Genomic DNA, 24,361 nt, shown 5'->3' with positions numbered 1-24,361 from the left:
CTATATATGGATAAGATGTGAAGTATGCAGAACAGCACTCCTCGTCGCAGCAGAGTCACTGTGGGGCCGTTTTCCATCAATCAGCTGCACTTCAGCAACCCATGGGTGGTTGCGTTTTGGTCTGTGTTCTTTCCAGGATTCGGCCAAATTACGCTCGGACAGTACCTGCTGGGGTGGATTTTGTTCGGCTGGGAAGTGCTTGTCAATCTTCGGTCGCACTTTAATACCGCCATCGTGTACACCTTGACTGGGCGGGTCGACGCAGCGAGATACCTGCTCGATATGAAGTGGATTCTATTGTATGGCAGTGTCTTTACCTTCGCGTTTTGGTCCAGTTATCAGTTGTCTGTGGAAACCAACATTCAGTACTACCTAGCCAACCGGGAAAACGCACCTGTCAAAATTTTTGAGATGAACGCGATTCAGTACGACTTCCTCGACAAACGTAAGCCGATAGTCGCTGCTTTGTGGTCGCTCCTAATGCCAGGGCTCGGTGCGTTGTATAATAGACGGTTGCCCTCCGCCGTGTCTGCACTGGCATGGTGGATTTTGATTTGCTACAAGTCACATATGGCCTTAGCCGTGTACTTTACGTTCTACGGGCAGTTTCAACGGGCGACTTCCGTTTTGAACCCGGAGTGGACGTTGTTTTTGCCTTCCATTTTCGCTTTCACCTTCTACAACAGCTACGTCACGGCAGTGGACCGGAACACCCTGTACGACAAAGAGTTAACGAATTTTCTACAAAGTAATTATCAACCGGAGAACTTTAACTTCGATTTAGGGAGGTGACTGTTCGTGCATGTAGTGGCTGCCTTTGATCTATCCGCTCAACTAGAGCTAGTCATCGCTGACCTTGAAGAACGTGGTCTGAAGAAGGAGCATATCTACGCGATTCCGCTGGACAAAACGAACAAGAAAGCATTTTTTGACACGATGCACCACTCGGATGGCAAAGCACTCTTTGACGGCGTTGCATTGTGGGGTGGATTTTTCTGCTGTTTAGGTACCATCTACGGTTTTGTTTTACCGTGGGGACCCGTGTTGTGGGGCATGATTGGCTTTGTTGGCGGATCACTTTTCGGTGCTGGGATTAAAGCAGCAACGACGAAAATACGCCTGCAGTCACTTAAGTCAAGGTCCCGGACCGAAGTTTTCCTGCTGGTGAACTGTGAAGACGAGATGGTCTCGGTCGTCGAGAAAGCCCTGTGGAATCACCACGCCTTTGGTGTCGCCGTCGTGCCGAGGAACTCCCAAGGCGCCTGATTCGGCGTTCACAGAGCGGGATCGAAAGCGTATCTGTACTGCCCGTTCCCAGGTAAAATAAGAGCAAACACGGAACGGAGGCGGTCTGTTTGCCGGAATTCATCTGCACGACTTGCGGTGTTCAATACCCAGCTTCGGATGTCCCGCCCGAAGTATGTGTCATTTGTAACGAGGAGCGGCAGTATGTAAAACCCGAGGGGCAATCTTGGACGACACTCGACGAGATGAGGCAGGGTGGCACCTATCGCAACGAAGTGGTCGAAGAAGAGGAGCATCTCCACAGCTTCACGACTCGCCCGAGTTTTGCGATTGGGCAAACGGCTTACCTTGTGCAAGATGGCGACTTCGGTGTGCTGTGGGACTGCATTACCTATGTCGACGATGCAACCTTTCGCGCACTTCGCGACTTCGGTGGCGTTCAAGCCATCGCGTTGTCCCATCCGCACTACTATTCCACTCAAGTGACATGGGCCGAACAACTGGGTGTGCCAATATACATCCATCAAGATGACCGGGAATGGGTTGTGCAACCGAGCGAGTGGGTGCGTTTTTGGACTGGAGAGTCTCTGGCCCTGTCAGATGGACTCACGCTTCATCGACTAGGCGGTCACTACAAGGGCGGCGCTGTGCTGCACTGGGCACGTGGGGCGCGAGGCAAGGGGGCCCTCTTGACGGGGGACATCATTCAGGTCGTTTCAGACCGGCAGTGGGTAAGTTTCATGTACAGCTACCCTAACTTGATTCCGCTCCCTGCAGCAACAGTCAGCCGAATTGCCGACAAGGCGTCAGCGATTCACTTTGACCGTATCTATGGCGCCTTTCACCGCGTCATCCGCGCGGGGGCGAGCGAATCTGTTCAGAAATCCGCCGCACGGTACATCGCCGCACTCGATGGCAGGGGGTTCAGGACGTAAAACGGTGAACGGGAGGGGGCTATTGCATGAAACAACTGCTTCCTGGCGTGACGGCAGACATGCTCCGTGCTGAATTTTGGTCTTCGCAGATAACCGACAACTTTGTTTACGACTCGTCTGTCTGTCAGAGTGCGTGGGTGCGGTCCTCCCATCTCTATGAACTGAGCCCAGACGCAACCTATGACATTGCGCCAGCCGCGCGTCCTAGCACTACGCTCTACGACCGCGGGGGTGGCCTGATAGACGACGAGCAGTGGCGCGCGATTGAGCACAATTCGCAAGTGTGGCGAGTCCCACCTGTTCCGGGGTTTACGGTTCTGGCGACAGCCCTCCGGCGGTGGGCGACGCCGGTGGAGGGGTTTCGCATTCCTGACACAGCCGAGTTCGACCGGTTGCTCGATACCACGTTGCATACCTTCGAACCCGTCGTGATTGTCGGTGCGAGTCAGGACCGGAACTGGTACTACGTTTACTCCCGAACCTACCACGGTTTTGTCTGCGCTCGTAAAATTGCTACAACCGATTGGTCAACTTTTGCGCAATACAAGCCCTCTCAAGGTTTCACCGTGGCCGTGGTGACTGCGCCGCATACCATCACGGCGCCCCAACCGTACGACGCGGCAGTCATGGCGCGCACCGTTGAGTTCGCAGCGGTGTTGCCTACGACTGATTCGCACAGCCTCGGAAACCAGTTGAATCTCGGCCACGCCCCCGTACTGCTGCCGGTGCGCCGTGCAGACGGGACACTAGAGTTGCATCCGGCCTACTTGCCTGCGACCGACGTTCATGTGGGCTGTTTGGGGCTGTCTCGTGCGAACTGCCTGTCGCTGGGGTTCTCCCTTCTATACCAGCGGTATGGATGGGGCGGTCGACTTGGTGTTCATGATTGTTCCAGCTTTGTCATGGACATCTACCGAGCCATGGGGGTTCAGTTGCCGCGTGACACACGCGCGCAGGAAGCATCACTGCCTTCACCGGTGTCCTTCATAGAGTTGACAGAGGCGGAGCGCATCGAGTGTCTGACGAGGATGCAGCCAGGGGACGTGTTGTACATGCCGGGTCACGTCATGATGTACCTTGGCATGTTTGAGGGACGCCCCTATGTTCTGCACGACTTTCAGAGCTATGTCGACGGCGGCATTGAAGTACATGTCAACCAGGTCATGGTCTCCACGCTCGATATCCAGACATCGCAGGGAAAGACCTATCTGTCCGCGCTTACGACGGGCGGGGCGTTCATGGTGCGGTAGGAGATGAGTCGTGGATTTCGCCACTTACTGAGGAACCTCCATCTGGGTGGATGCATACGGTTTTGAAAAACCCAGGAGGTAGAACCGTCATGGAACCGTGGCATGCTCCAGTATCGATTCAGTCTGATCCGAGGCACTTCAAAGACCGCAATTCGTTTGTCGTCAAATTGTCAGGGGCAATCAATGACCAAGCTACTGCAGTCAAGTTTTACGAGGCGCTAGAGGGCATGGCGCCAAGCAAGTACAGAGATTTTGTGAGTCACGCAAAGAATGACGAAATGCTGCACGTTCGCCTGTTGAGCAAACTGTACCGGAAACTTACCGGGCACAGGCCCAATGTTCAGGCGGGGAAAACTCAGTTCGCTAGTTACAAAGACGGGATTGAAACTGCTTTCCGAGGTGAGTTGGAGGCAGCAGAGTTGTACCGAGATATGTACCTGAGTACGAGGATTCCGGAAGTTCGCGACGTGCTCTTTCGCACCATGACGGATGAAATGGAACACGCACAGCGATTCAACTTTCTCTACACACTCGCCAACAACTCATGACAACAGGGCCAGTACCAGGCTTACGTGATTGTCTGTCGTCGGCATGACCGGATGGTACACTTTTCCCAACTTTTCCGTGATATTATCAATAGGGAGGGGGGGAGGTATCGGTATGACTACTTTCACAACCCGGACGGAAAGCATCGTTCCGGTTGACTCGGGCTTTATGGAGTTCAATCTCGAGGATGCGCTCGGGTACCAGGAGTGGCGGGGGTTCTTTGCGGAACTTGGCGTGAAGGGCTGTCTTTTCAACGCCTATTTCCTGCAGTCTAGCGCAGGGACGGCGCGGATTTCGATGACGCCCGTCCAAATTCACCTCTTCCCGCACGCTATCTATCTTTCTCCTCCTTTCGAGCAACAAGAGTACTATCTCGAGATTGTACGAGGCGCCCTGCTTCGGGCTACAGTGTACTTTCAGGCCCCAGGGTCCGTCCCGGCCACAGTTTTGGACGGTCATAAGCCGAACCGGGAGGACCTCTACGCGATTGACGTTTGGCATCGGGATGATAACGGACAAGACGTGATTCTCACCCTTGTCTATGAAGCGACGATACCGACGGACAGAGGGGACTACCAGATTAGGCGATTCGACTCAGAACAGTTGCAACAAGGCACGTAGTGAGGTAGACGGGAGGCGTTCTCTTGCAAATCTTACCGCTTGCGGTCGGGCAGTCGTCCGACCTCATCGTCTTTTGGGACGACAATCCGGGTGTCGGCGTCCAACTGCCGCGTCCAACGCAGGTCGTATCGGAAGTCAGCTTTGGGTTCGGCGTCTTTAACGAGACACCGTGTCTGGTAGCTTACCTGTTCATTGCCGATCACGTTCTGGAGTTTGTGTTGCCTCGAGTGCTCCCCACTTCGCCGGAGCAGTCGATTGACGTCTGGCACCTGCTCGCAAACTGGCGAAGCGATGTCTGGAAACTTCGCTATGGAGAGAGCGTCGTAGACCACGAACGGGAAGTTACTTTGTTGCTGCCCACCGTGCCTGGCGCCAGTGTCCTCGACAAATTGCGCTTGTTTGTCGAGCAGTCCTCAACGGAGCTGAAGTCGGATGAACTTCAACGCGGCATCCTCGCAGAGCTGACAGAGATTCTCGAACACCTTGTGGACAAGGAATCTGAGCTCGTCGAGTAGTCCGGAGGCGATTTGCTTGCATTTGGAGAGTCACGAAGTGTTTTGCGCGGTAGTGGAGCACGGCAGCTTGAACAAGACCGCACAGGTACTGCACATGACGCAGTCGACAGCGAGCAGGCACCTGCAGGCGATGGAAGACGAGTACGGTGGGCTGCTCTTTGAGCGCAGCGCATCTGGCCTGACGTTGACGCCGCTTGGGCAAGCTTTGTACCCGTACAGCCGGGATTTGCTCAGTTGTCACGTGCGGGCCAAGGAAGAACTGCTGCGGCTGCGCAGTGAAGGCGGAGGATTGTGTGTCGGCGCAACACTCTCCATTGGCGAGTACCTGCTGCCCGTCCTGCTCGGTGACTTGCGCGAGCGGTATCCGTCGGCAGATATCCGGATGCGAATCGCGAACACCACCGAGATTGTCAGCCAACTCGCACACCACAGCATCGACGTTGGATTGGTCGAGGGCATTGTGACTCCGACAGCTGACCTTGTAGTGACGGCGTGGAAAGAGGACGACCTCGTGCTGGTCTGCCCACCGTCGCACCGGTTTGCCCAGAAAGGCGAGATAAGTCTCGCGGACGTGCTTGAGGAACCGCTGTTGTGCCGGGAAGAAGGGTCTGGGACACGGCAAGTGACAGAGCAGGCTCTAGAACAGGAAAACATGCTCTCGCAAGCGACGTTTTGTATGGAACTTGGGAGCACCCAAGCCATCAAGTCCGCGATTGTCGCAGGGCTCGGCGTGGCGTTCCTGTCGCGACTCACCGTGCACGAGGACTGCCAGCGCGGCGTCCTTGTCGAGGTACCCATCGCAGGGTTTCAGATTCGCCGCCATCTCCACATTGTCCAGCGGGCAGAGCGCTACAGCCGGTACATGGTCGACGCGTTTTTACGCCTGCTGGATAAGGCTCCTCTGTAAGCGCTCTTCCCCTGTCAATACCCCCTTGCAAAGATCGCATTACCGCTCGTGAAATCCCCGGTGTTAGGCTGAAAGAAATCGCACCATTGGGGGGATTTCAGCTTGATCGAATTGGATACACCCGCTGCTGAGTCTACGGATGCGCCCCCGATTCGTTGGGGGAAAGTTATCAACCAAGAGACGTGTATTGGTTGTCACGCGTGTTCTGTGGCGTGCAAGATGGAGCACGATGTACCGCTCAGTGTCAACCGGACGTATGTCAAACAGGTTGAGGTGGGCGTCTACCCGGAAGTCACGCGTGAGTTTCAGGTGACGCGCTGCAACCAGTGCGATGACGCGCCTTGTGTTCCCATCTGCCCAGTCACGGCGATGTTCAAGCGACCAGATGGCATTGTCGACTTTGACCGCGAAGTCTGCATCGGCTGCAAGGCGTGTATCGCCGCGTGCCCCTACGACGCGATCTACATCAACCCGGATGTGCACAGCGCGGAGAAGTGCAACTTCTGCGCGCATCGGATTGACCAAGGACTGGAGCCTGCGTGTGTCATCGTCTGTCCGGTCGAGGCGATTGTCGTGGGCAACCTGAACGACCCGAACAGCGAAGTCCTGCAACTCATCTCGCGCAGTAAGGCGGACGTCCGCAAACCGGAAAAGGGTACGAATCCGAAAGTCTTCTACGTGGGCGCCAGCGACTATACCCTGAACCCGTCAAAGGCGACCTACGAAGGGGCGCACTTGTATTCACAACAAAACGAAGGGTACCCGGTACACGCCGCGAAGGCCGCAGAGCCAAAACACAGTGTGGCTGCAGCTCGGCTTGCCTACGATGTGCCGCACCAGGCACCTTGGCACTGGCCTGTATCTTTGTACACTTGGACGAAGTCGATTTCTGCCGGTGCGTTCCTCATGACTGCGATTCTCGTCTTTGCAGGTGTACAGCTGTCACCAGCCTGGAATCTTACCGCTTCTCTCGTTGGTATCGCGTTCCTCGGTCTCACGGGTATTCTGCTTGTGGCAGACCTCGAGCATCCTATGCGCTTTCTGCGCATCTTCACTCGCCCGCAATGGAAGTCGTGGCTGGTGCGCGGGTCGTTCATCATCCTTGGGTACGGTATCGTCCTCGTCATTCAGTTCGTGCTTGGTGTCGCAGGGAGCGGTGGCGGGCAGATAGCCCTCTCAGTACCTGGCGTCATTCTCGCAGCGTTTACCGCGATGTACACGGCTTTCCTCTTTGCGCAGGCGAAAGGGCGGGATTTGTGGCAAAATCCGATGTTGCCGGTGCACCTGCTGTCGCAGGCGACACTTGCAGGATCGGCAGCTTTTGCGCTGGCTGGTTTGTTCCTGCCGCTGCCGCAGCACGCGCTCACCATCGTACACACCACGTTGCTCGTGTCAGCCGCAGTTCATTTGGCGCTGATTTTGAGCGAGTTGGTCATTCCACACCCGATTCTCGACGCCAAGCGCGCCGCGCACCAAATGATTTACGGGAACTTCCGCAGCTACTTTTGGACCGGGTTGATTGTCGGCGCGCTCGCGCCACTTGCCTTCAGCGTCGTGTACGGTTCGACTGTGCTCTTGACAGTTGCGGCCGTGCTGGCACTCGTTGGGTTGTTCGCCTATGAACACGCCTATGTCCAAGGCGGGCAGTCGGTGCCGTTGAGCTAGACCAGATGAGGAGGTGACTTCACGTGAGTGTTCAAGATGTCCACGAAAAGTTGACGAAAGGCTTTGGTCACCTGCGCTCCCATCCGACTCCCGCAAACTGGGACGATTGGACTGAGCTCGACGCTAAGGCCTGGCCAAGGCGAGTCGAGCATCACTACGAACTCATCCCGACCGTGTGTTTCAACTGTGAAGCCGCGTGCGGATTGCTGGCGTACATCGACAAGGAGACGGGCGAGGTCAAGAAGATGGAAGGCCACCCTCTGCATCCGGGGAGTCGCGGCCGCAACTGCGCCAAGGGACCCGCCACAGTCAGTCAGGTCAACAACCCGGAGCGGATTTTGCACCCGCTCAAGCGCGTCGGTGAGCGCGGTGAAGGGCAGTGGGAACGCGTCTCCTGGGACGATGCGCTCGACGACATTGCAGAGAGGATTCGCAAGGCCTTTGTGGAGGGACGCAGAGACGAGGTTGTGTACCACGTTGGCCGCCCTGGCGAAGATGAGTACACGGAACGTGTGCTGAAGGCGTGGGGCATTGACGGCCTGTCGAGCCACACCAACGTCTGTTCAGCCGGCGCCCGCGCAGGTTATGCGTTTTGGATGGGGATGGACAGACCGGCGCCTGACTACGCGACATCGCGGTTCATCCTGATGATGAGCGCTCATCTGGAAGCCGGCCACTACTTCAACCCGAACGCGCAGCGCATCATTGAGGCGCAGCAGAAGGGGACGAAAGTGGCCGTGATTGACACGCGGCTCTCAAACACTGCATCGAAGGCCGACTACTGGCTGTCGCCGTGGCCAGGGACGGAGTCTGCGTTGCTTCTCGCCATCGCCAATCAACTGATTCAAACGGAGCGGTTCAACCGCGAGTTTGTCCGAGACTGGGTGAACTGGCGCGAGTTTCTGTCTGACCGCAGCTACCTGCAGTCCTTAGTGCAGTCCGGTTTTCTCGCGGATGTCCCAGACAGCCTTTCGTTTGAGAGTTTTGTCGCTGTGCTCAAACAGCTATACGGACACTACACGCCGGAGTGGGCAGCACAAGAGTCCGGTGTCTCCGCGCAGCAGATTGTGACGATTGCGGACGAAATTGCCCGGGCCGGCACCAGTTTTTCAAGCAACATTTGGCGCAACGCTGCTGCGGGGCACCGCGGTGGTTGGATGATCACGCGCTGCATCATGTTCCTCAACGTCCTGATGGGTGCCGTCGGTGAAGAAGGGAGCATGATCCCGAACGCTTGGGTGAAGTTTGTGCCTGCGCGTCACACCGCGCCTGCGCCAATTCGGGAGTGGAACGAGAATCACTGGCCGCGTGAGTTTCCGTTGTCGTTCTTTGAGCTCAGCTTCTGCCTGCCGCACATTTTGCAACGGCGCAACAAGCGCCTTGAGGTGTACTTCGCGCGCGTCATCAACCCGGTTTGGACGTTTCCGGACGGGTTCAGCTGGATTGAGATGTTCAAAGACAAAGACAAAGTTGGTTGCCACGTCACACTGTCTCCAGTCTGGTCGGAGTCCTCGCAGTTCTCCGACTACGTCCTGCCGATGGGCCTCGCGTCTGAGCGCCACGACCTGCACAGTTACGAGACACATGCCGGCCAGTGGATCGGCTTTCGCCAACCTGTTCTGCGCGTCGCCAAGGAACGCCGTGGCGAAGACGTCCGCGACACGCGTGACGCAAACCCAGGGGAAGTGTGGGAGGAGAACGAGTTTTGGATTGAACTCTCCTGGCGCATAGACCCCGACGGCAGCCTTGGTATCCGGCAGCACTTTGAGTCGCCCTACCGACCCGGTGAAAAGATCACGGTCAACGAGTACTACCAGTGGATCTTTGAAAACGCCGTGCCTGGCCTCCCTGAGGCCGCTGCGGCGGAAGCGATGACGCCGCTCCAGTACATGAAGCGCTACGGAGCTTTCGAAATCACGACGGATGTCTACGGCAGGTATCGCCAGCCCGTTGACGTCGCCGAACTCAATGGCGCAGTCGTCGTGCCCGAACCTGCGACCGATCGCCAACTGGAAGGGCAACAGCCCGGGCTGTGGGCTGACCAACTACCGCATTCGGCGAACCATGCGCCGTACCCGGGACCGTTTAAGAACGCCCAGGGCAAAGTGCGTGCAGGCGTTGTCGTCGGTGGCCGCATCGTCAAAGGCTTTCCGACACCATCCGGTAAACTGGAGTTCTTCTCAACGACACTGCGCGACTGGGGGTGGCCAGAATACGCCATCCCGATTTACCCGCGCAACGCCGCAGAGCGTGAGCAAATGGTCCACATTGTGACGCAGGTACACCACACGACCATTGACCAGGTTAAAGGCGACTACATGTTGCTGCCCACTTTCCGCTTGCCGATGCTCATTCACAGTCGGACCAACGGCGCCAAGTGGCTTCACGAGATTGCACACACCAACCCTGTATGGGTGCACCCAAGGGATGCCAAACGGCTTGGCGTGCGGACGGGAGATGAGGTGCGGATCTCGACCGAGATCGGACACATGGTCGACAAGGTGTGGGTGACGGAGTCAATCAAACCTGGCGTCATTGCGTGCTCGCACCACTTGGGTCGATGGCGCCTGCACGAATCGATTGGCAGTGACCGCTGGAGCTCGTCGCTCGTGAAAATCAACGAAACGGAGTCGGGAAAGTGGGCGATGCAGCAGATCCACGGCCCCACGCCATTTGACAGCCGTGACCCGGATTCCAAACGCGTCTGGTGGACGGATGGAGGGGTGCATCAAAATGCCATCTTCCCGGTCCAACCGGACCCTATCAGTGGCATGATGTGCTGGCACCAGCGCATTCACGTCGAGAAAGTGGAGAACGGGCGGCACTACGGAGAAGTCCACGTCGACACCAAGAAGTCATACGCGGCGTTTGAACGCTGGCTGAAGCTGACGCGACCGGCTCCCGGGCCTGGGGGACTGTACCGCCCACTGTGGATGCTGCGCGTGCTCAAGCCACACCCTGATGCCTACGTCGTGCCAGAAACGAGCGAAGCGGGCGAGCAGAGCGACAGCGGGGCACAATGAGCGTCTTGTCAGTCCGCGGCGGTTGGCAGCTTGCCTGAATACTAGATTTGCGCGAATGGCCGTCCGCTACGGGCGGCCGTTTTTGTGGGCATCGATTGGCACCGCTCGGTATGGATCCACCAAATTAGGAAAGTTACACATATTTCATAGAAAGGTGTGCTAATATATGGAATAGGGTGGATTTGGCTTTTACTCACGGGAAGAGGGGACGCTAGATGGCTGGAATTCGTCAGGTAATTAGTACACTCACGCAGGATGGAAAGGAATTGCTAGGCCCTGATGTGCTCGCCTATCACTATCCAGACAATTCAATCGTGAACGGGTCCTTGTTGACGGTGGAAAGCAATCACTTCGCAGTGCTCAAATCCCGCGGCGCAATTATGGATGTCTACGACACTGGGCAATATACAATCAATACGCCGGACAGAGCGCTGATTGGCACGTTTCAGCAAGCGTTTTTCGGCGGCAACAGTCCGTGGCAATACGAGGTCATCTACATCAACCGAGCCAAGCTGATTCTCGAAGTAGCTGGTATCGCTTACTCGCGCGAGATGGCTGAAATGGGCTATCACGTTAGTTGCTATGTACACGTAGACACAAAGGACGATGCACTGAAGCTTGTCCAGCACATGCCAATTGCGGGGCATCACGTGACGATGAAGGAAGTCAATGCGTACGCTGGCCCCGTCATCGAACAGTCGATCAACAAAATTGTCCAATTGACACAACTCGAGCGGGTCAACGAAAAGATGCCGGACATCATCGAATTGGTGAAAGACCACCTGCAGGCGTTCCTATCGGTCTACGGGCTGACACTGAACGACGTGAAGGCGCTGGTGTTCCCGAAGGACGACCGCATGAAAGAACTCATCGCACTGCGCGCCTTTGGCTTGTCCGAGTTGGATGCGGTTCGTTACTACACTGCAATGCTGATGGCACAGCGAGGCATCGTCTCGGCACCGAATATGGCAGTCGGCAAGCCGTACTATGTGGGGAATCCGCTGATGAGCCTCGATGCCATGGGGGAGACGAGCACGAATGGGCCGACTAAGTAGATACGGAGTTGCACTGGCTCCCTCCGGGGTCATTACCGAGCTCCTCAAAGGCACACTTGACCTCTGGAGCTACGACTATAAAAATCCTGCGAATGCCTTTCGGGACCAAAGCGTTCGGCTGCGAAACCTGTGCGACGACGTGTTGGGACAGTACACGTCGCAGTTGCAAAGTGAGTTGCACAACCTTCATCAGCATCTACCGCAACCTACGCGGGAAAATCCCTATCCGAAGTTGGAGGGGCTGGAGGCAGTCGAGGCGATGGAGAGTTACATTCGCGACATCGAAGCGCTGCGCATTCAAATCCGGTCTGCTGTCAGCCCACCAAACGAATTTGTCACGCGCAGCCAGTGGGAGAACGAACAGTTCCTCGGCGATCTCACCGCCATCGATCAGGAACTGCTGCTGGCGCTGACAACCATTGATGAAGACAGTTTGGCGCAAGTGCATCGGATTCTTGCGCGCCGGGAAGCGCGAGTGCTGGCTTATGTCGTGCACTGACGCCTAACGGATACTCCAGTATTGCCTCTATCTTGTTCGTCAGCACGGCACACCATGCCGTGCTTTTCTGTGTCTGACGCGGCGTTCTGGCCACTGCTGTCACTGAACCAGACAGGAGCCATGTTTTTGTAACTTCTGCGTAGACATCATAGAAGATGGACAAGAGAAGACCGCACGGTCAATACCCGTCCGTGAGGACAAGGAGGAACGCGAATCGTGATTGAAGCCAAGCTCGGGCATCTGTGCAGAGCCATGGGCACCTCTCAGGATATCTCCACTGTGGAACAGATGGCAGAAGAACTGGAGACGGTGCGCGCCTCAACGGAACAGTACGACTTGGTGTTCAAACACGTGGGCGATGGCATCTGCGTGACCGACATGGATGGCATCATTCGACTCATCAACCCAGCATACGAAACCCTTCATGGCGTGCGCGCGGTGGACCTGCTGGGGCGCTCAGTGTTCGACGTGTCGCCAGACGGGCTACGTGCCAGTGTCCTTCGCTCTGGCACTCCGCAGCGAGCTCAAGTGCGGACGAAGGACCACGGTGTTCGGGTTGTGGCAGACGTCAATCCAATCTTTGTCGCAGGGCAGTTACGCGGGACTGTCTCCGTTACGCGCAGCCTGTCGGAGGTCGAACAACTGCTTGGGCAGATTCAGGAACGGCAACAGGAGACGCAGTACGTGAAGGAGGAACTGTCGAGACGAGAACGACTCGGCCAAGCGTTCGAACCCATGATTGGGTCGAGCGGTATCTTTCGAGACTGCTTGGCGCTGGCAAACCGCGCAGCTCGTACGACCACAACCGTGCTGTTGAGCGGCGAGAGTGGCACTGGCAAGGAACTCGTGGCTCGCGCAGTCCACTGTGCAAGCGAGCGGGCGCAGGGGCCGTATATCCGCGTGAACTGCGCTGGTATCCCGGTGCCACTGATTGAGAGTGAGTTGTTCGGACACGAGCGTGGGGCATTTACCGGCGCGTTTTCCATGCGCAAAGGAAAGTTTGAATTGGCGCAGAACGGGACCATTTTTCTCGACGAGGTCGGAGAGTTGCCACTCGAAGTGCAGGCAAAGCTGCTGCGTGTGTTGCAGGAGCGCGAGGTGGAGCGGATTGGCGGCCGTGATGCGATTGCGCTCGACGTTCGAGTCATCTGCGCCACCAACCGCGACCTGGAAGCGCAGTTGATGGCCGGGCAGTTTCGCGAAGACCTGTACTACCGGATCAACGTCCTGCGCATCCATTTGCCTTCGCTTCGGGAACGCAAGAGTGACATCCGCGAACTGGCAGAGTTTTTCATCCGCGAACTTGCGCTCACGATGCAAAAGCCAACGAAAGGCTGTACTGCGGACGTCATGGCAGCGCTCGAAAGCTATTGTTGGCCGGGCAATGTCCGGGAACTGCGCAACGTGGTCGAACGGGCACTGAATCTGTGCGACGGACTGTGGATTACGACCGACCACCTGCCGCCCGCACTTTTGGCGCCGGTGTCGCGTGTCACACCGGATACTCGCATGGTTGACGCGCGGCACGAAGCCCGTGAGTCGTTACTTCCGCTCGCGGAATATGAACGTCGCATCATTGCGCGTGCCTTAGAACTGTATCCCAGCTTTCACGCGGCGGGTAAAGCACTCGGAATCAGTCATAAGACGGTGGCTCGCAAGGCGCGGTCCTTTGGGTTGGTCGCTATGGCCGAGGAGCGGTGGGTCAAAATGACCCGGTCTGGTCCTTTTGACCCGGCATGATGGGAAGAATGGGCGCGCTCTGCGGGGTTTGCGTCTGGCACGGCTCTTGCTTCTCCCTTCGCTAGGAGGTGATAGACGTTGTGAAAAGTTGTGACCGGCTGCGGGTGAAATCGCTTGATATCGCAGGTTCGGTCTAGCAGCGCCCGAATGACGGAATTGCCACAGGGTGGAGGGGACGGTATGGAGAGTCGGTACGTTTTGGCATTCGATCAGGGGACCACGAGTTCGAGGGCTATTTTGTTCAACCAGACTGGGGCGATTGTGGGGACCGCACAGAAGGAGTTTACCCAGTTCTACCCAAAACCAGGCTGGGTGGAGCACGACGCCATGGAAATCTGGGCGACTCAGAGTGGCGTAGCGCGCGAAGTGCTCGAGCGTTTTGGCGTGTCGCCGGCGGAGGTGGCCGCCATCGGTGTGACCAACCAGCGTGAGACGACGGTGATTTGGAACCGAACGACGGGGAAGCCGATTCACAACGCCATTGTCTGGCAGGACAGACGAACCGCAGACATCTGCGACGCTTTGACTGCCAACGGATGGGCGGAGCCGCTGCGTGACAAGACGGGGTTGGTGGTGGACGCGTACTTTTCGGGCACGAAGGTCAAGTGGCTGCTCGACCACGTGGACGGCGCTCGGGAACTCGCAGAAAAAGGGGAACTGTGCTTTGGAACAGTGGACTCTTGGCTGATCTGGAACCTGACGCGTGGCAAGGTCCATGTGACTGACTATACGAATGCGTCCCGGACACTCTTGTTTAACATCCACGAGTTGAAGTGGGACGACGAGGTGCTGCAGGAACTAGACATTCCCACAAGTATGCTGCCAGAGGTGCGCTCTTCAAGCGAGGTCTACGGGTACACGGATGAATACACGTTTGGTGGCGCAAAAATTCCGATCGCTGGCATCGCAGGCGACCAACAAGCAGCGTTGTTTGGGCAGATGTGCGTAGAGCCAGGAATGGTCAAGAACACCTATGGCACCGGCTGTTTCATGCTCATGAATACAGGCGAAACAGCGGTCAAGTCCGAAGCCGGCTTGCTCACGACGATTGCCTGGGGACGGGGCGGTAAGGTTGAATACGCACTCGAAGGCAGCATCTTTATCGCTGGGGCAGCGATTCAGTGGCTACGGGATGGCCTGCGCTTCATCGACACGGCGCCCGATTCGGAGTACTTTGCCGGCAAGGTTACGGATTCAGATGGGGTCTACGTGGTTCCTGCCTTTGCCGGACTAGGCGCGCCGTACTGGGACATGTACGCGCGTGGCGCAATGTTTGGTCTGACTCGCGGTACCACCAAACAGCACATCATCAGGGCAACGCTGGACTCGCTCGCGTATCAAACCAAAGACGTAATTGACGCGATGCAGCGGGACTCCGGGATCACGCTGAAGGCCCTCCGGGTCGACGGCGGAGCAGTCGCCAACAACCTCTTAATGCAGTTCCAGGCCGATTTGCTGGGTGTGCCTGTCGAGCGGCCGCAGGTGACTGAAACGACTGCCCTTGGTGCAGCGTACCTGGCCGGGCTAGCAGTCGGAGTCTGGGGAGTCGATGACTTGAAACGGCATGCAGCCATCGACCGGGTCTTTGAGCCTGCGCTGGACGAAGCGGAGCGGGCGCGCCTCTACAGTGGGTGGAAGCGGGCCGTAGAACGCACGATGGGGTGGGCGAGGGAATCGTAGCCGTCATACGTGATCAAGTGCAGGGGCGCAGCAACGCAAATGTGTAAGGGATGGATTTTCATCCAACTGTTGAACCGCAGGAGGGGTCGACATGGCAACGAGGATTGGCAAGACTGGCTGGCGCGCCACCGTGTGGGGGGAACTGCTGGCTGAATTCCTGGGGTCGTTTGTACTCATCGCGTTCGGAGCCGGCGTGGTGGCGGTGGCGGTTGTCGGGTTGACGGAATCAGGTCGTACTTCGGTCATCTTCGCGGGCGCCGGAGGTTGGTTGTTAATCACATGGGGCTGGGCCATGGCCGTTGCAATGGCCGTGTACGTCGCTGGCGGCGTTTCTGGTGCTCACATCAACCCTGCAGTGACATTTGCTTTTGCCATCAAGGGTGACTTCCCTTGGAAGAAGGTCATACCATACTGGATCTCGCAGGTCATTGGTTGCTTTGCGGGTGCAGCACTTGTGTATGTGGACTACGTTCACGCCATCAATGCCTGGAACGCAGCGAATCACGTCGTCTCCCGGGGTGCGTCCGGAGGTCTCACGACGTTTAGCATTTTTGCCACATTCCCAGCCCAGTACTTCCACGGTAACATGTTTGGACCGTTCCTCGACCAAGTGATTGGCACGTTTTTCCTGGTCCTCTTTGTTCTCGCAATTTCCGACAGTAAGAACAGTGGAGTGATGGCAAACCTGGGACCGTTTATGGTCGGTATGGCCGTCGCCGCCATCGGCATGTCGTTTGGTGTTGACGCAGGGTATGCAATCAACCCCGCCCGCGATTTCGGTCCGCGCCTGTTTACGTGGCTTGCGGGGTGGGGGCACAACGCTTTCCCCGGTCCATTCGGTTACTGGTGGGTGCCGATTGTTGGCCCACTAGTCGGCGCCGCCATCGCGGTCTGGATTTATCGGTGGTTTATCAGCAAAACGTTGGATGCGCGGCAACAGCAGGCAACCTGAGTATCAAAGTGACGACTGAAGACGGTCTGATTCCACGGATGCGGGACCCTGCTGGAGAGGAGTGGGGTCCCGTACCAGTATCCTCCTGCCACCCGCTGTGGACTACAGGAGGCGGAGGATGAGCACGGAACGTGCGATGAAACATACAAATGAATATGCAGACACTGGAATTGAATCCGTGTTTAAAAATACAGTTATAACACAGCACACGTGCAGTCCCAACAGAACGGGGGAGTTTGCTGTGGCAGATGAAACTCTGAGCGTCTTACGACAGATTATGATCGACCAAGCGTTGGAACACGGAGACCGAGAAGCGTTCGACAACTTGACGGGCCCCAATTGGGAGGAATTTGTCGTTGGGGACGAGGATGAACAACCGTATCATGATCCGTTGGCTTTTCTGTCTGAGGAGTCACACTTTTGGGACCTGCGGCTGTATGATACGATGAAGCTTCACCCCTATCTCAACTACCGCTACCGTGACGTCATCGACGGAGTCGTGTACGTAGGTGAGATTAGGATTCCAATGGGGTGGTCCGGTGACATTGAGGTCAAATTCTGCCCTCGGCCCTTGAGCGGTCGACGTATCAGTCGCCCCGACTGGTTTGAGTCGCTGATTTCTACTTTAGTACTGCATGTGGATTTGGGACTAGCTGAATCGTAGTCCGTACGATGAGGTCTGTGTCGATTTGTCGCTATCGGCCGCGGATTTCGCATGTTTCAACGCATTCATCCGCCTAAGTGTCAAAATGACATCTAGGGCAGTGGCTCACCACGCCTAAGTGTCAAAATGACATCTACGGTGATGCCCTGCTGTCTGTAGGTGTCAAAATGACACCTACTCCGATGCCAGGCTGTCTGTAGGTGTCAAAATGACATCTACGCTGATGCCCTGCTGTCTGTAGGTGTCAAAATGACATTTACACCGATGCCCTGCTGTCTGTAGGTGTCAAAATGACACTTACGCTGATGCCCTGCTGTCTGTAGGTGTCAAAATGACACCTACACCGATGCCCTGCTGTCTGTAGGTGTCAAAATGACATCTAGAGCAGTGGCTCACCCCACCTAAGTGTCAAAATGACATCTCCCTGTAATGTAGCCTGGTCCCGTTTGTCAACTCACCTAAAAATCTAACCGAACGGAATGGCACCCACACATGAAATTTCTAACCCAAATCCCTAGTCCTTTGAAGGAGGAGTGGGAGGGGTGAATGACCGGCAGAGCAGAGGGGAGGAGCGAAGCGGATGCCGCCCGACCGGTGTCCCTTTTGTATTGTCTGGTACCGAGGACCTGGTGCCTTGGTCAACTTCCTCACAGAACGTTAAGGTGGAGGTAGCCAGTGAGGCATTCAGCAGTTTTTCAGGGAGGCAGGAGTCATGGCGGTTGTATCCGTCAGGATTGCGCAACGCGGGACTGAAAGTACCAGTGTGAGTACAGATGTGGCAGAGACGCAACGGGTTCAGTTGGACAGTCGGGTTCAGTTGGACAGTAAGGGTTCAGTTGGACAGTAAGGGTTGGAACCGCCCCAGACGCTGAGTTGCGTCCGGGGTGAAGTCCCAGTCGATGCAGAGCAAACGTAGGTGCATCTATCCGACCTGTGTCGTGGACAGCACCGAGTCATTCGACTGGAGCAGCAGCACTTGCATCTTTTGCCCCTGATGCGAGACGGCGACGTTCCAGACCTCTTGCCCCTGTACCGTGCCCGCGCTCAGGCCGGTGACATATCCACCTCCGACAGCGTTCTTTGCAGCGATGTCTGCGTACTGGATCCGCTCCGAGAGCGGCAAGTGGTATCTTGTGCCGCTGTTTGGATTCGTCTCCGTTTGCGTCACGGACTTAGATGGTAAAAACGGGCTGGGCTGTGTCTGGATTCCCGTAATCGCAGAGGCGGCCGGCGTGGGCGATCCGGTAACTTGCGTTACGTGAGGTGTGTTAAATCCCTGTGTGAGCCCAAGCACCAGACCTGCTGTGACGATGCCGGTTGCACCAAATACGATCGACTTTATTTTCACGATTGCATACCTCCTAGGACTGATGTTGCTGTGAAGTATGCACGTGAATTTTGAACCTAATCTGAAGTGAAGCTGAAAGATAGCTTAATCCTGTTCATCCATAATCTACAACAGCCGCGTGCGAAACAGCGTGTCATAGGTTGTTTCGAGGTGCTGGCGAAGTTCGCTTTCAGCCAACTCCGGGTGGCGCTCAAAAATGGCCTTGAGGATATTTCTATGCTGTTGCTGATAAATCTCGATTCGGTCTTCCGTGAGCGAACGAGCCTTCAAAGTGCCCCACAGGTTGCCGGATCTCGCCCGATAGATACCTTCCGCAGTTTTGATCAGGATGCTGTTTCTGCCTGCCAGAGCGATGGCGTAGTGAAACTCATTGTCGTATGACTCAAAGTTCGTCTTGTCTGCCTCTGCGCGGTCTAAAATCGCACCTAGTTGTTCGATTTCAGAACTGGTCGCCCGTAAAGCGCAAAGTTGGACAATGTAGGGTTCGATCGCCAAGCGCGCCTCCATTAACATCTCTGGATTCATTTCACTTTCTGGGAGTGAAGTGCGCGCCGGATGCACGTATGTTCCAAGCCCCCTGCGCGTCTCCACATAGCCAAGAGCAATTAAATGCCGCAGAGATTCACGAATGGTCGCTCGGCTGACTTGGAACTGTTCAGCTAGTTGGCGTTCTGAAGGCATGCGAGAGTCTTGTGCGAGAGACCCGTCGTCGATAGCTGTAACAATCTGTTGAATGATGTCCTCGGTAGCGGTACTGAGCGTGACTTTACGAAACATAGTTCTTCCTCCTGTGGCCTGACCACCTGACTTCGAACGGCTAGTGGTCGGACTTCTTGACACGTCTATTTTACAACGATGATAATATTTCTGAAAGCTCTAATATGTTTTTCTTCCTTCTGAATTATTGGGGGTGAGTGTAAGGCGATTGCTAGCTCAGTCGGCGAGCACGGAGGCATCTGCGGAAGATTGCGATAGGTAACATGACATCCTACCGATCCGGAGAGAGGTGAGGTTGATGGGGAAAACAGACGTGCACACTCAGCAAGATGTTCAGTGGAGCAAGGAGCAACTGCACAATGTGATGTACAAGATGATTCTGATCCGGAGATTTGAGGAAGAAGTCGAAAGACTTTTCGCACGCGGTCTCATCCCGGGAACCATGCATTTATGCATAGGTCAGGAAGCCACCGCTGCCGGCGCATGCGCAGTCCTGCAACCAGAGGACAAAATCACGAGCACACACCGCGGTCACGGGCACGCCATTGCGAAGGATAGTGACGTCAACAAGATGATGGCAGAGTTGCTTGGCAAGGTGACCGGTTACTGCCTGGGCAAAGGCGGCTCGATGCACATCGCAGACGTGGATGCAGGCAACCTTGGGGCGAACGGAATTGTCGCAGGTGGGCACCCACTTGCTTGCGGAGCGGCTTTGACGTCAAAGATGATGTCCGAAGATTTCGTTGTCTTGTGCTTTTTTGGAGATGGAGCGAGCAACGAAGGGAGTTTCCACGAGTCGCTAAACCTAGCTTCAATCTGGAAACTTCCTATCGTATTTTTCTGTGAGAACAACCAGTACGCTATGTCGGGACCGGTCAAAGAGATGGTCAACATCGACAACATCGCTGACCGCGGTGCAGCGTACGGCATCGAGGGCATTGTGATCGACGGGTCAAATGTCGTGCAGATTATGGATGTGACGCGGGCCGCAGTTGATCGCGCCAGAAGCGGACTTGGCCCGACGTTGATTGAGGCGAAGACGTATCGTTGGAAGGGTCACTCCAAGACGGACGCACGGAAATACCGCACGCGGGAAGAAGAACAAGAGTGGATTGCGAACCGAGATCCGATTCGGCTGTTCAAAGAACGTCTGCACGCGCTTCAACTGATAACAGATGACGAGTATGAAGCTGTTGTCAGCCGCGTGGACGAACAGGTGGCAGCCGCTGTCAAATTTGCAGAGGAGAGTCCTCTGCCGACGCTCGATCTTCTCGAATCCGACGTTTATGCGTAACCACGGAGGTGAGTGACTCAGTGCGGACAATTACGTTCCAAGAGGCAATTCGCGAAGCGATGTCGCAAAAAATGCGGCAGGACAAGCGAACGTTCATACTCGGCGAGGACATCGGTGTCTACGGAGGCGCATTTGGTGTCACCAATGGGATGCTCGACGAGTTTGGGCCTGAGCGCGTGCGCATTACACCGATCTCTGAGTCGGCGATCACCGGATGTGCGGTTGGTGCTGCAATGACTGGGATGCGGCCGATTCTGGAAATCCAATTCTCGGATTTTGTCACGATTGCCACAGACCAGTTGGTCAACCAGGCGGCAAAACTGCGGTACATGTTTGGCGGCAAGGGGAAGGTTCCGATGGTTCTGCGCACACCTGCTGGTTCCGGTGTCGGACTGGCGGCGCAGCACTCACAGAGCCTGGAAGCCTGGATGACGCACATTCCCGGTTTGAAAGTGGTCCAGCCGTCGACTCCTTATGACGCCAAGGGGTTGCTGATGGCGGCAATCGAAGACGACAACCCTGTTGTCTTCTACGAGCACAAGGTGCTGTACGGCGTCAAAGGTGAAGTTCCGGAAGAGCCGTATACCATTCCGCTCGGAACAGCGGATATCAAACGCAGTGGGACGGACCTCACCATCATTGCCACATCAATCATGGTTCACCGTGCCCTCGAGGCGGCTGAAAAGCTGAGTCAGGAGGGGATCTCCGCGGAAGTCATCGACCCGCGCACCCTGGTGCCGCTTGACACCGATACAATTGTGCAGTCCGTCATCAAAACTGGGCGCGCGATTGTGGTCCATGAAGCGGTAAAACGCAGTGGCTTTGGGGCAGAGATTGTGAGCGTAATTCAGGAGAGCGAGGCGTTCGACTATTTGGATGCCCCGATTTTGCGCGTCGCAGGCCGTCCGGTTCCGATACCGTACAGCCCAGTGTTGGAACGGGCAGCAGTGCCACAGGTTGCAGACATCATCGCGGCAGCAAACACAGTCATGCAGCGCAACAAAGAAGGTGACCTCGTTGGCAACTGAGGTTATCATGCCAAAGCTCGGCGCGACGATGGAGGGCGCTACAATTCTGCAGTGGTACAAAGGCGAAGGGGAGCCCGTGCAAAAAGGGGAACCCATCCTTGAAGTGCAGACGGACAAAATCAACATCGACGTCGAGGCGGAGGCTTCGGGCGTCTTGCTCAAACAGGTGTATGAGGCAGAAGCAGAAGTCCCCGTCAACACGGTGATTGCGTACATAGGTCAAGCAGGCGAGGCAGTGGGAGGTGACCCAGCGCGAAGCACAGCAACAGTCAATTCTGAAACTGCAACTGTGTCCACCGCTGCGGCTTTACAGACAGGCAGCGGGGCTGAACAAACTGTGAGTGTGAGCGCCATCGTGGGCCGCCCTCGCGCCACGCCATCTGCCCGCAGGCTGGCAAAGTTGTACGGGGTGGACCTGCTTGCAGTGCAAGGCAGTGGGCCGCACAACCGGATTCAGAAGGTAGATGTGGAGCAGTTTGTCGCTGTGCGACAGGGTGATGAGCCTGCTCGTGCGCCAGCGGCCAGCACGCCAACGCCAGCCGGGGTACCGAGATTCTCCGCCACAGTAGAGCAAGCTCAGGGAACGACGGAATCAGCGTTGCCGATGCCGCGGGAGGCAACTCGTATTCCTGTAACTGGGGTTCGCAAGGTCGTCGGACAGCGAATGGCATCGAGTGCCTTCTCGGCACCGCATGTGACCCTCACGAGCGAAGTAAACGCCAAGGAAGTGGTCTCGCTCAGGAACCGGCTGCTTCCTGTCATTGAGGCGCAGACTGGACACCGCCTGTCTTACACCGAGGTCATCATCTTAGCGGTGGCGAGGGCACTGCGCAGAAACCCGATGCTGAACGCCTCGTATCAGGGAGAGTACATCGAAGTGTACGAAAATGTTCACGTCGGGATGGCTGTAGCCGTCCCAAATGGACTCGTCGTGCCGGTCGTGCGCAACGCCGACCAAAAAGGCTTGCTGCAAATTGTTCAGGAGTGCAAACAACTGGCGCAGGCGGCCCGGGAAAACCGGCTCAAACTCGATCAACTCTCAGGTGGCACGTTTACCGTGAGTAACCTCGGCATGTACCGCGTTGAGGCGTTCACGCCGATTATTAACATGGGAGAAACCGCAATTCTAGGCGTCGGGCGCCTGGTCGAAAAACCGGTCGTTGTCGCTGGCAGTGTAGAGGTGGGACCGATGCTGACACTCAGCCTGTCATTCGACCACCGCGTGGTTGACGGTGCACCAGCCGCACAGTTTCTCACCGACTTGTGCTATCTGCTCGAGCAGCCGGAGCAGTTGATTCTGTGATGAGCCAGGCTGCTGCGTCACCTCCGGCCGCCAACAACCGGGGCTTGTTATGGACGCTTGGTTTCGGCGGCTTTCTAGTCAATGCGGACAACCGGGCAATTGCTCCGATGCTCGCTGCCATTGCGATTGCACTGCACACCACGCCGTCTGCCGCTGCACTCCTGGTTACCGCCTATTCGATCCCGTATGGGGTGTTTCAACTTGGCTATGGGCCGTTGGCCGACCGAATTGGGAAAGTTCGCACCATCCTAGTTGCTTTGTGCCTGTTTGGTGTTGGGACAATCGGATGCGCTGTCGTACACACCTTTGCGTCCTTGATGGTGCTCCGGTTTGTGACCGGAATGTTTGCTGCGGGAGTTATCCCGACAAGTTTGGCGGAAATTGGCGACCGGTTCCCCGTTAGTGAACGACCGAAGGCGATCGCGTTCTTCATGTCCCTGTCGACTTCCGGGCAAGCACTGGGGATTGTCATTGGCGGGATTGTGGCTCAGTTCCTCAGTTACCGATACTTGTTTATGATTCTTGGCCTGGCAGCGTTTCCTGCTCTGTTGACGTTTCTGCGCCAACGCACAGTCGAGAAACAACAGCAGACTGCAGTGCCACCCCCGGTGCTTGCGCGCTACAAAGTCCTGCTGCGCCGTCGCTTTGCTTGGCTCATTTATGCCCTGGTGCTCTGTGAAGGTTTAATCTTCTTCGGCGGCTTCACGTTTCTCGGCGTGTACGGTGTCAAAGAGCTCCACCTATCGTATTTTGTCATCGGATTGCTCACGGCCACATACAGCCTGGGGGCGTTTGTCGGCAGCCGAACGATATCGCGTGCACTCACGCGCGTGGGCACGGGGCGAATGCCAATCATCGGGGCTGCAATCATGACATGTGCGTTCGGGATCATCTGGGCGTGGCCTGCCGTGATTGCTCTGACGGCCGGTTTTGTGATTCTCGGCTTCGGTTTTAGTTACTGTCACTCGACACTGCAAACGCACGCGACTGACCTGTTGCCAAACGCACGCGCGACGGCCATGTCCCTGTTTGCGTTTTCCCTGTTTCTTGGCAGTGGTCTTGGTCCCATGTTTACAGGGTACATCTACGCTGGACTCGGCATGAACTGGCTGCTCGGCGTTGTCACCATCGGAATGTTCGCGTTTATGCTCGGTTGTGTGTCGCTCGTGCGCCCGCCAAAAAGTCTCGCAGAGGAGACGCCGATGGCACTGTAATGAGGTGTTCACAATAGGAACACCTCATTACTGGTAAGACCACCTGACTTCTTACTACTAGTGGTCCGACTTCTTGACATGTTTATTTTTAGACGATAATAATAATTCCGAAAGATAAAACAGATGTTTTGGTTGCTATACCTTGCAATAGATTCACCTC

General features: G+C 56.2%; 23 protein-coding genes. 21 read left to right on the top strand and 2 right to left on the bottom strand.

The genetic code is table 11. The annotated features are described in order from the left end of the window. Window positions 1-24 precede the first annotated feature (24 nt). The 17 genes from JC200_RS02420 (at window position 25) to JC200_RS02340 (ending at window position 18,144) form a co-directional block, all read left to right on the top strand. Window positions 25-792 (top strand): hypothetical protein, encoded by a 768-nt coding sequence (locus JC200_RS02420; RefSeq protein WP_274434594.1) that lies wholly within the window; start codon window positions 25-27, stop codon window positions 790-792. A gap of 6 nt (window positions 793-798) precedes the next feature. Continuing rightward, window positions 799-1,266: a hypothetical protein gene (locus tag JC200_RS02415; protein ID WP_274434593.1), complete on the top strand. Its 468-nt coding sequence runs from the start codon at window positions 799-801 to the stop codon at window positions 1,264-1,266. An 89-nt stretch (window positions 1,267-1,355) separates the two neighbouring features. After that, window positions 1,356-2,180, top strand: coding sequence for an MBL fold metallo-hydrolase (locus JC200_RS02410; RefSeq protein WP_274434592.1), 825 nt, complete (start codon window positions 1,356-1,358; stop codon window positions 2,178-2,180). Between the two features lie 26 nt (window positions 2,181-2,206). Beyond that, window positions 2,207-3,430 carry an NlpC/P60 family protein gene (locus JC200_RS02405; protein ID WP_274434591.1) on the top strand — a complete coding sequence of 408 codons (1,224 nt, stop codon included), beginning with the start codon at window positions 2,207-2,209 and terminating at the stop codon, window positions 3,428-3,430. A gap of 89 nt (window positions 3,431-3,519) precedes the next feature. Then, window positions 3,520-3,978 carry a ferritin-like domain-containing protein gene (locus JC200_RS02400; RefSeq protein ID WP_274434590.1) on the top strand — a complete coding sequence of 153 codons (459 nt, stop codon included), beginning with the start codon at window positions 3,520-3,522 and terminating at the stop codon, window positions 3,976-3,978. Between the two features lie 112 nt (window positions 3,979-4,090). Continuing rightward, entirely contained in the window at window positions 4,091-4,597 is a 507-nt protein-coding gene (locus JC200_RS02395; protein WP_274434589.1) for a hypothetical protein, read from the top strand. 23 nt (window positions 4,598-4,620) lie between these two features. Beyond that, on the top strand, window positions 4,621-5,112 hold the full coding sequence (locus JC200_RS02390) for a hypothetical protein (protein WP_274434588.1): 492 nt from the start codon (window positions 4,621-4,623) through the stop codon (window positions 5,110-5,112). Between the two features lie 16 nt (window positions 5,113-5,128). After that, window positions 5,129-6,019: a LysR family transcriptional regulator gene (locus JC200_RS02385; protein WP_274434587.1), complete on the top strand. Its 891-nt coding sequence runs from the start codon at window positions 5,129-5,131 to the stop codon at window positions 6,017-6,019. 102 nt (window positions 6,020-6,121) lie between these two features. Continuing rightward, window positions 6,122-7,684 carry a 4Fe-4S dicluster domain-containing protein gene (locus JC200_RS02380; RefSeq protein WP_274434586.1) on the top strand — a complete coding sequence of 521 codons (1,563 nt, stop codon included), beginning with the start codon at window positions 6,122-6,124 and terminating at the stop codon, window positions 7,682-7,684. Window positions 7,685-7,707: 23 nt separating this feature from the next. Beyond that, window positions 7,708-10,707 carry a molybdopterin dinucleotide binding domain-containing protein gene (locus tag JC200_RS02375; protein WP_274434585.1) on the top strand — a complete coding sequence of 1,000 codons (3,000 nt, stop codon included), beginning with the start codon at window positions 7,708-7,710 and terminating at the stop codon, window positions 10,705-10,707. 215 nt (window positions 10,708-10,922) lie between these two features. Beyond that, window positions 10,923-11,762, top strand: coding sequence for an SPFH domain-containing protein (locus JC200_RS02370; RefSeq protein WP_274434584.1), 840 nt, complete (start codon window positions 10,923-10,925; stop codon window positions 11,760-11,762). Then, complete coding sequence (locus tag JC200_RS02365; protein ID WP_274434583.1) at window positions 11,746-12,261, top strand: hypothetical protein; 516 nt, start codon at window positions 11,746-11,748, stop codon at window positions 12,259-12,261. Before JC200_RS02370 ends, JC200_RS02365 begins: the two co-directional genes overlap by 17 nt. Window positions 12,262-12,477: 216 nt before the next feature. Beyond that, window positions 12,478-14,001 (top strand): sigma-54 interaction domain-containing protein, encoded by a 1,524-nt coding sequence (locus JC200_RS02360; RefSeq protein WP_274434582.1) that lies wholly within the window; start codon window positions 12,478-12,480, stop codon window positions 13,999-14,001. 180 nt (window positions 14,002-14,181) lie between these two features. Beyond that, the gene (gene glpK, locus JC200_RS02355; protein ID WP_274434581.1) at window positions 14,182-15,681 is read left to right on the top strand and encodes a glycerol kinase GlpK; all 1,500 of its coding nucleotides are present in this window, start codon (window positions 14,182-14,184) and stop codon (window positions 15,679-15,681) included. A gap of 91 nt (window positions 15,682-15,772) precedes the next feature. Then, a complete protein-coding gene (locus JC200_RS02350; protein WP_274434580.1) occupies window positions 15,773-16,633 on the top strand; it encodes an MIP/aquaporin family protein in 861 nt (286 codons plus the stop codon). A gap of 118 nt (window positions 16,634-16,751) precedes the next feature. After that, window positions 16,752-17,297, top strand: a complete 546-nt coding sequence (locus tag JC200_RS02345) for a hypothetical protein (protein WP_274434579.1) — start codon at window positions 16,752-16,754, stop codon at window positions 17,295-17,297. Window positions 17,298-18,009: 712 nt separating this feature from the next. Next, window positions 18,010-18,144, top strand: a complete 135-nt coding sequence (locus JC200_RS02340) for a hypothetical protein (protein WP_274434578.1) — start codon at window positions 18,010-18,012, stop codon at window positions 18,142-18,144. A 75-nt stretch (window positions 18,145-18,219) separates the two neighbouring features. Here JC200_RS02340 and JC200_RS02335 read toward each other — a convergent pair whose 3' ends face one another. Together JC200_RS02335 and JC200_RS02330 are read right to left on the bottom strand one after the other, a co-directional pair. Further along, window positions 18,220-18,645 carry a hypothetical protein gene (locus JC200_RS02335; RefSeq protein ID WP_274434577.1) on the bottom strand — a complete coding sequence of 142 codons (426 nt, stop codon included), beginning with the start codon at window positions 18,643-18,645 and terminating at the stop codon, window positions 18,220-18,222. 105 nt (window positions 18,646-18,750) lie between these two features. Further along, the gene (locus JC200_RS02330) at window positions 18,751-19,422 is read right to left on the bottom strand and encodes a FadR/GntR family transcriptional regulator (protein ID WP_274434576.1); all 672 of its coding nucleotides are present in this window, start codon (window positions 19,420-19,422) and stop codon (window positions 18,751-18,753) included. 304 nt (window positions 19,423-19,726) lie between these two features. On the opposite strand from JC200_RS02330, the gene JC200_RS02325 reads away from it, so the two are divergent. From JC200_RS02325 to JC200_RS02310, 4 genes are read left to right on the top strand one after another with little or no spacing between them, the layout of a single operon-like run. Beyond that, window positions 19,727-20,656 (top strand): thiamine pyrophosphate-dependent dehydrogenase E1 component subunit alpha, encoded by a 930-nt coding sequence (locus JC200_RS02325; protein WP_443111894.1) that lies wholly within the window; start codon window positions 19,727-19,729, stop codon window positions 20,654-20,656. 20 nt (window positions 20,657-20,676) lie between these two features. Then, window positions 20,677-21,684 (top strand): alpha-ketoacid dehydrogenase subunit beta, encoded by a 1,008-nt coding sequence (locus JC200_RS02320; RefSeq protein ID WP_274434574.1) that lies wholly within the window; start codon window positions 20,677-20,679, stop codon window positions 21,682-21,684. Continuing rightward, window positions 21,674-22,987, top strand: coding sequence for a dihydrolipoamide acetyltransferase family protein (locus JC200_RS02315; RefSeq protein WP_274434573.1), 1,314 nt, complete (start codon window positions 21,674-21,676; stop codon window positions 22,985-22,987). Before JC200_RS02320 ends, JC200_RS02315 begins: the two co-directional genes overlap by 11 nt. Then, window positions 22,987-24,201 (top strand): MFS transporter, encoded by a 1,215-nt coding sequence (locus JC200_RS02310; protein ID WP_274436448.1) that lies wholly within the window; start codon window positions 22,987-22,989, stop codon window positions 24,199-24,201. The genes JC200_RS02315 and JC200_RS02310 overlap by 1 nt, the downstream gene beginning before the upstream one ends. The last annotated feature ends 160 nt before the right edge of the window (window positions 24,202-24,361 follow it).

The sequence above is a fragment of the Alicyclobacillus sp. ALC3 genome, from assembly GCF_028751195.1.
GTDB lineage: Bacteria > Bacillota > Bacilli > Alicyclobacillales > Alicyclobacillaceae > Alicyclobacillus_L.
Note: the sequence above shows the minus strand (reverse complement) of the source record. Positions and strands in the feature narration are given on the sequence as shown.

Excerpts from the sequence above, each read along its gene's own strand:
- JC200_RS02325 (WP_443111894.1), top strand. The coding sequence starts at position 19,727 with ATGTACAAGATGATTCTGATCCGGAGATTTGAGGAAGAAGTCGAAAGA.
- JC200_RS02405 (WP_274434591.1), top strand. The coding sequence starts at position 2,207 with ATGAAACAACTGCTTCCTGGCGTGACGGCAGACATGCTCCGTGCTGAA.
- JC200_RS02350 (WP_274434580.1), top strand. The coding sequence starts at position 15,773 with ATGGCAACGAGGATTGGCAAGACTGGCTGGCGCGCCACCGTGTGGGGG.
- JC200_RS02330 (WP_274434576.1), bottom strand. The coding sequence starts at position 19,422 with ATGTTTCGTAAAGTCACGCTCAGTACCGCTACCGAGGACATCATTCAA.
- JC200_RS02420 (WP_274434594.1), top strand. The coding sequence starts at position 25 with ATGCAGAACAGCACTCCTCGTCGCAGCAGAGTCACTGTGGGGCCGTTT.
- JC200_RS02400 (WP_274434590.1), top strand. The coding sequence starts at position 3,520 with ATGGAACCGTGGCATGCTCCAGTATCGATTCAGTCTGATCCGAGGCAC.
- JC200_RS02340 (WP_274434578.1), top strand. The coding sequence starts at position 18,010 with ATGGCGGTTGTATCCGTCAGGATTGCGCAACGCGGGACTGAAAGTACC.
- glpK (WP_274434581.1), top strand. The coding sequence starts at position 14,182 with ATGGAGAGTCGGTACGTTTTGGCATTCGATCAGGGGACCACGAGTTCG.
- JC200_RS02370 (WP_274434584.1), top strand. The coding sequence starts at position 10,923 with ATGGCTGGAATTCGTCAGGTAATTAGTACACTCACGCAGGATGGAAAG.
- JC200_RS02365 (WP_274434583.1), top strand. The coding sequence starts at position 11,746 with ATGGGCCGACTAAGTAGATACGGAGTTGCACTGGCTCCCTCCGGGGTC.
- JC200_RS02395 (WP_274434589.1), top strand. The coding sequence starts at position 4,091 with ATGACTACTTTCACAACCCGGACGGAAAGCATCGTTCCGGTTGACTCG.
- JC200_RS02345 (WP_274434579.1), top strand. The coding sequence starts at position 16,752 with ATGAGCACGGAACGTGCGATGAAACATACAAATGAATATGCAGACACT.
- JC200_RS02310 (WP_274436448.1), top strand. The coding sequence starts at position 22,987 with ATGAGCCAGGCTGCTGCGTCACCTCCGGCCGCCAACAACCGGGGCTTG.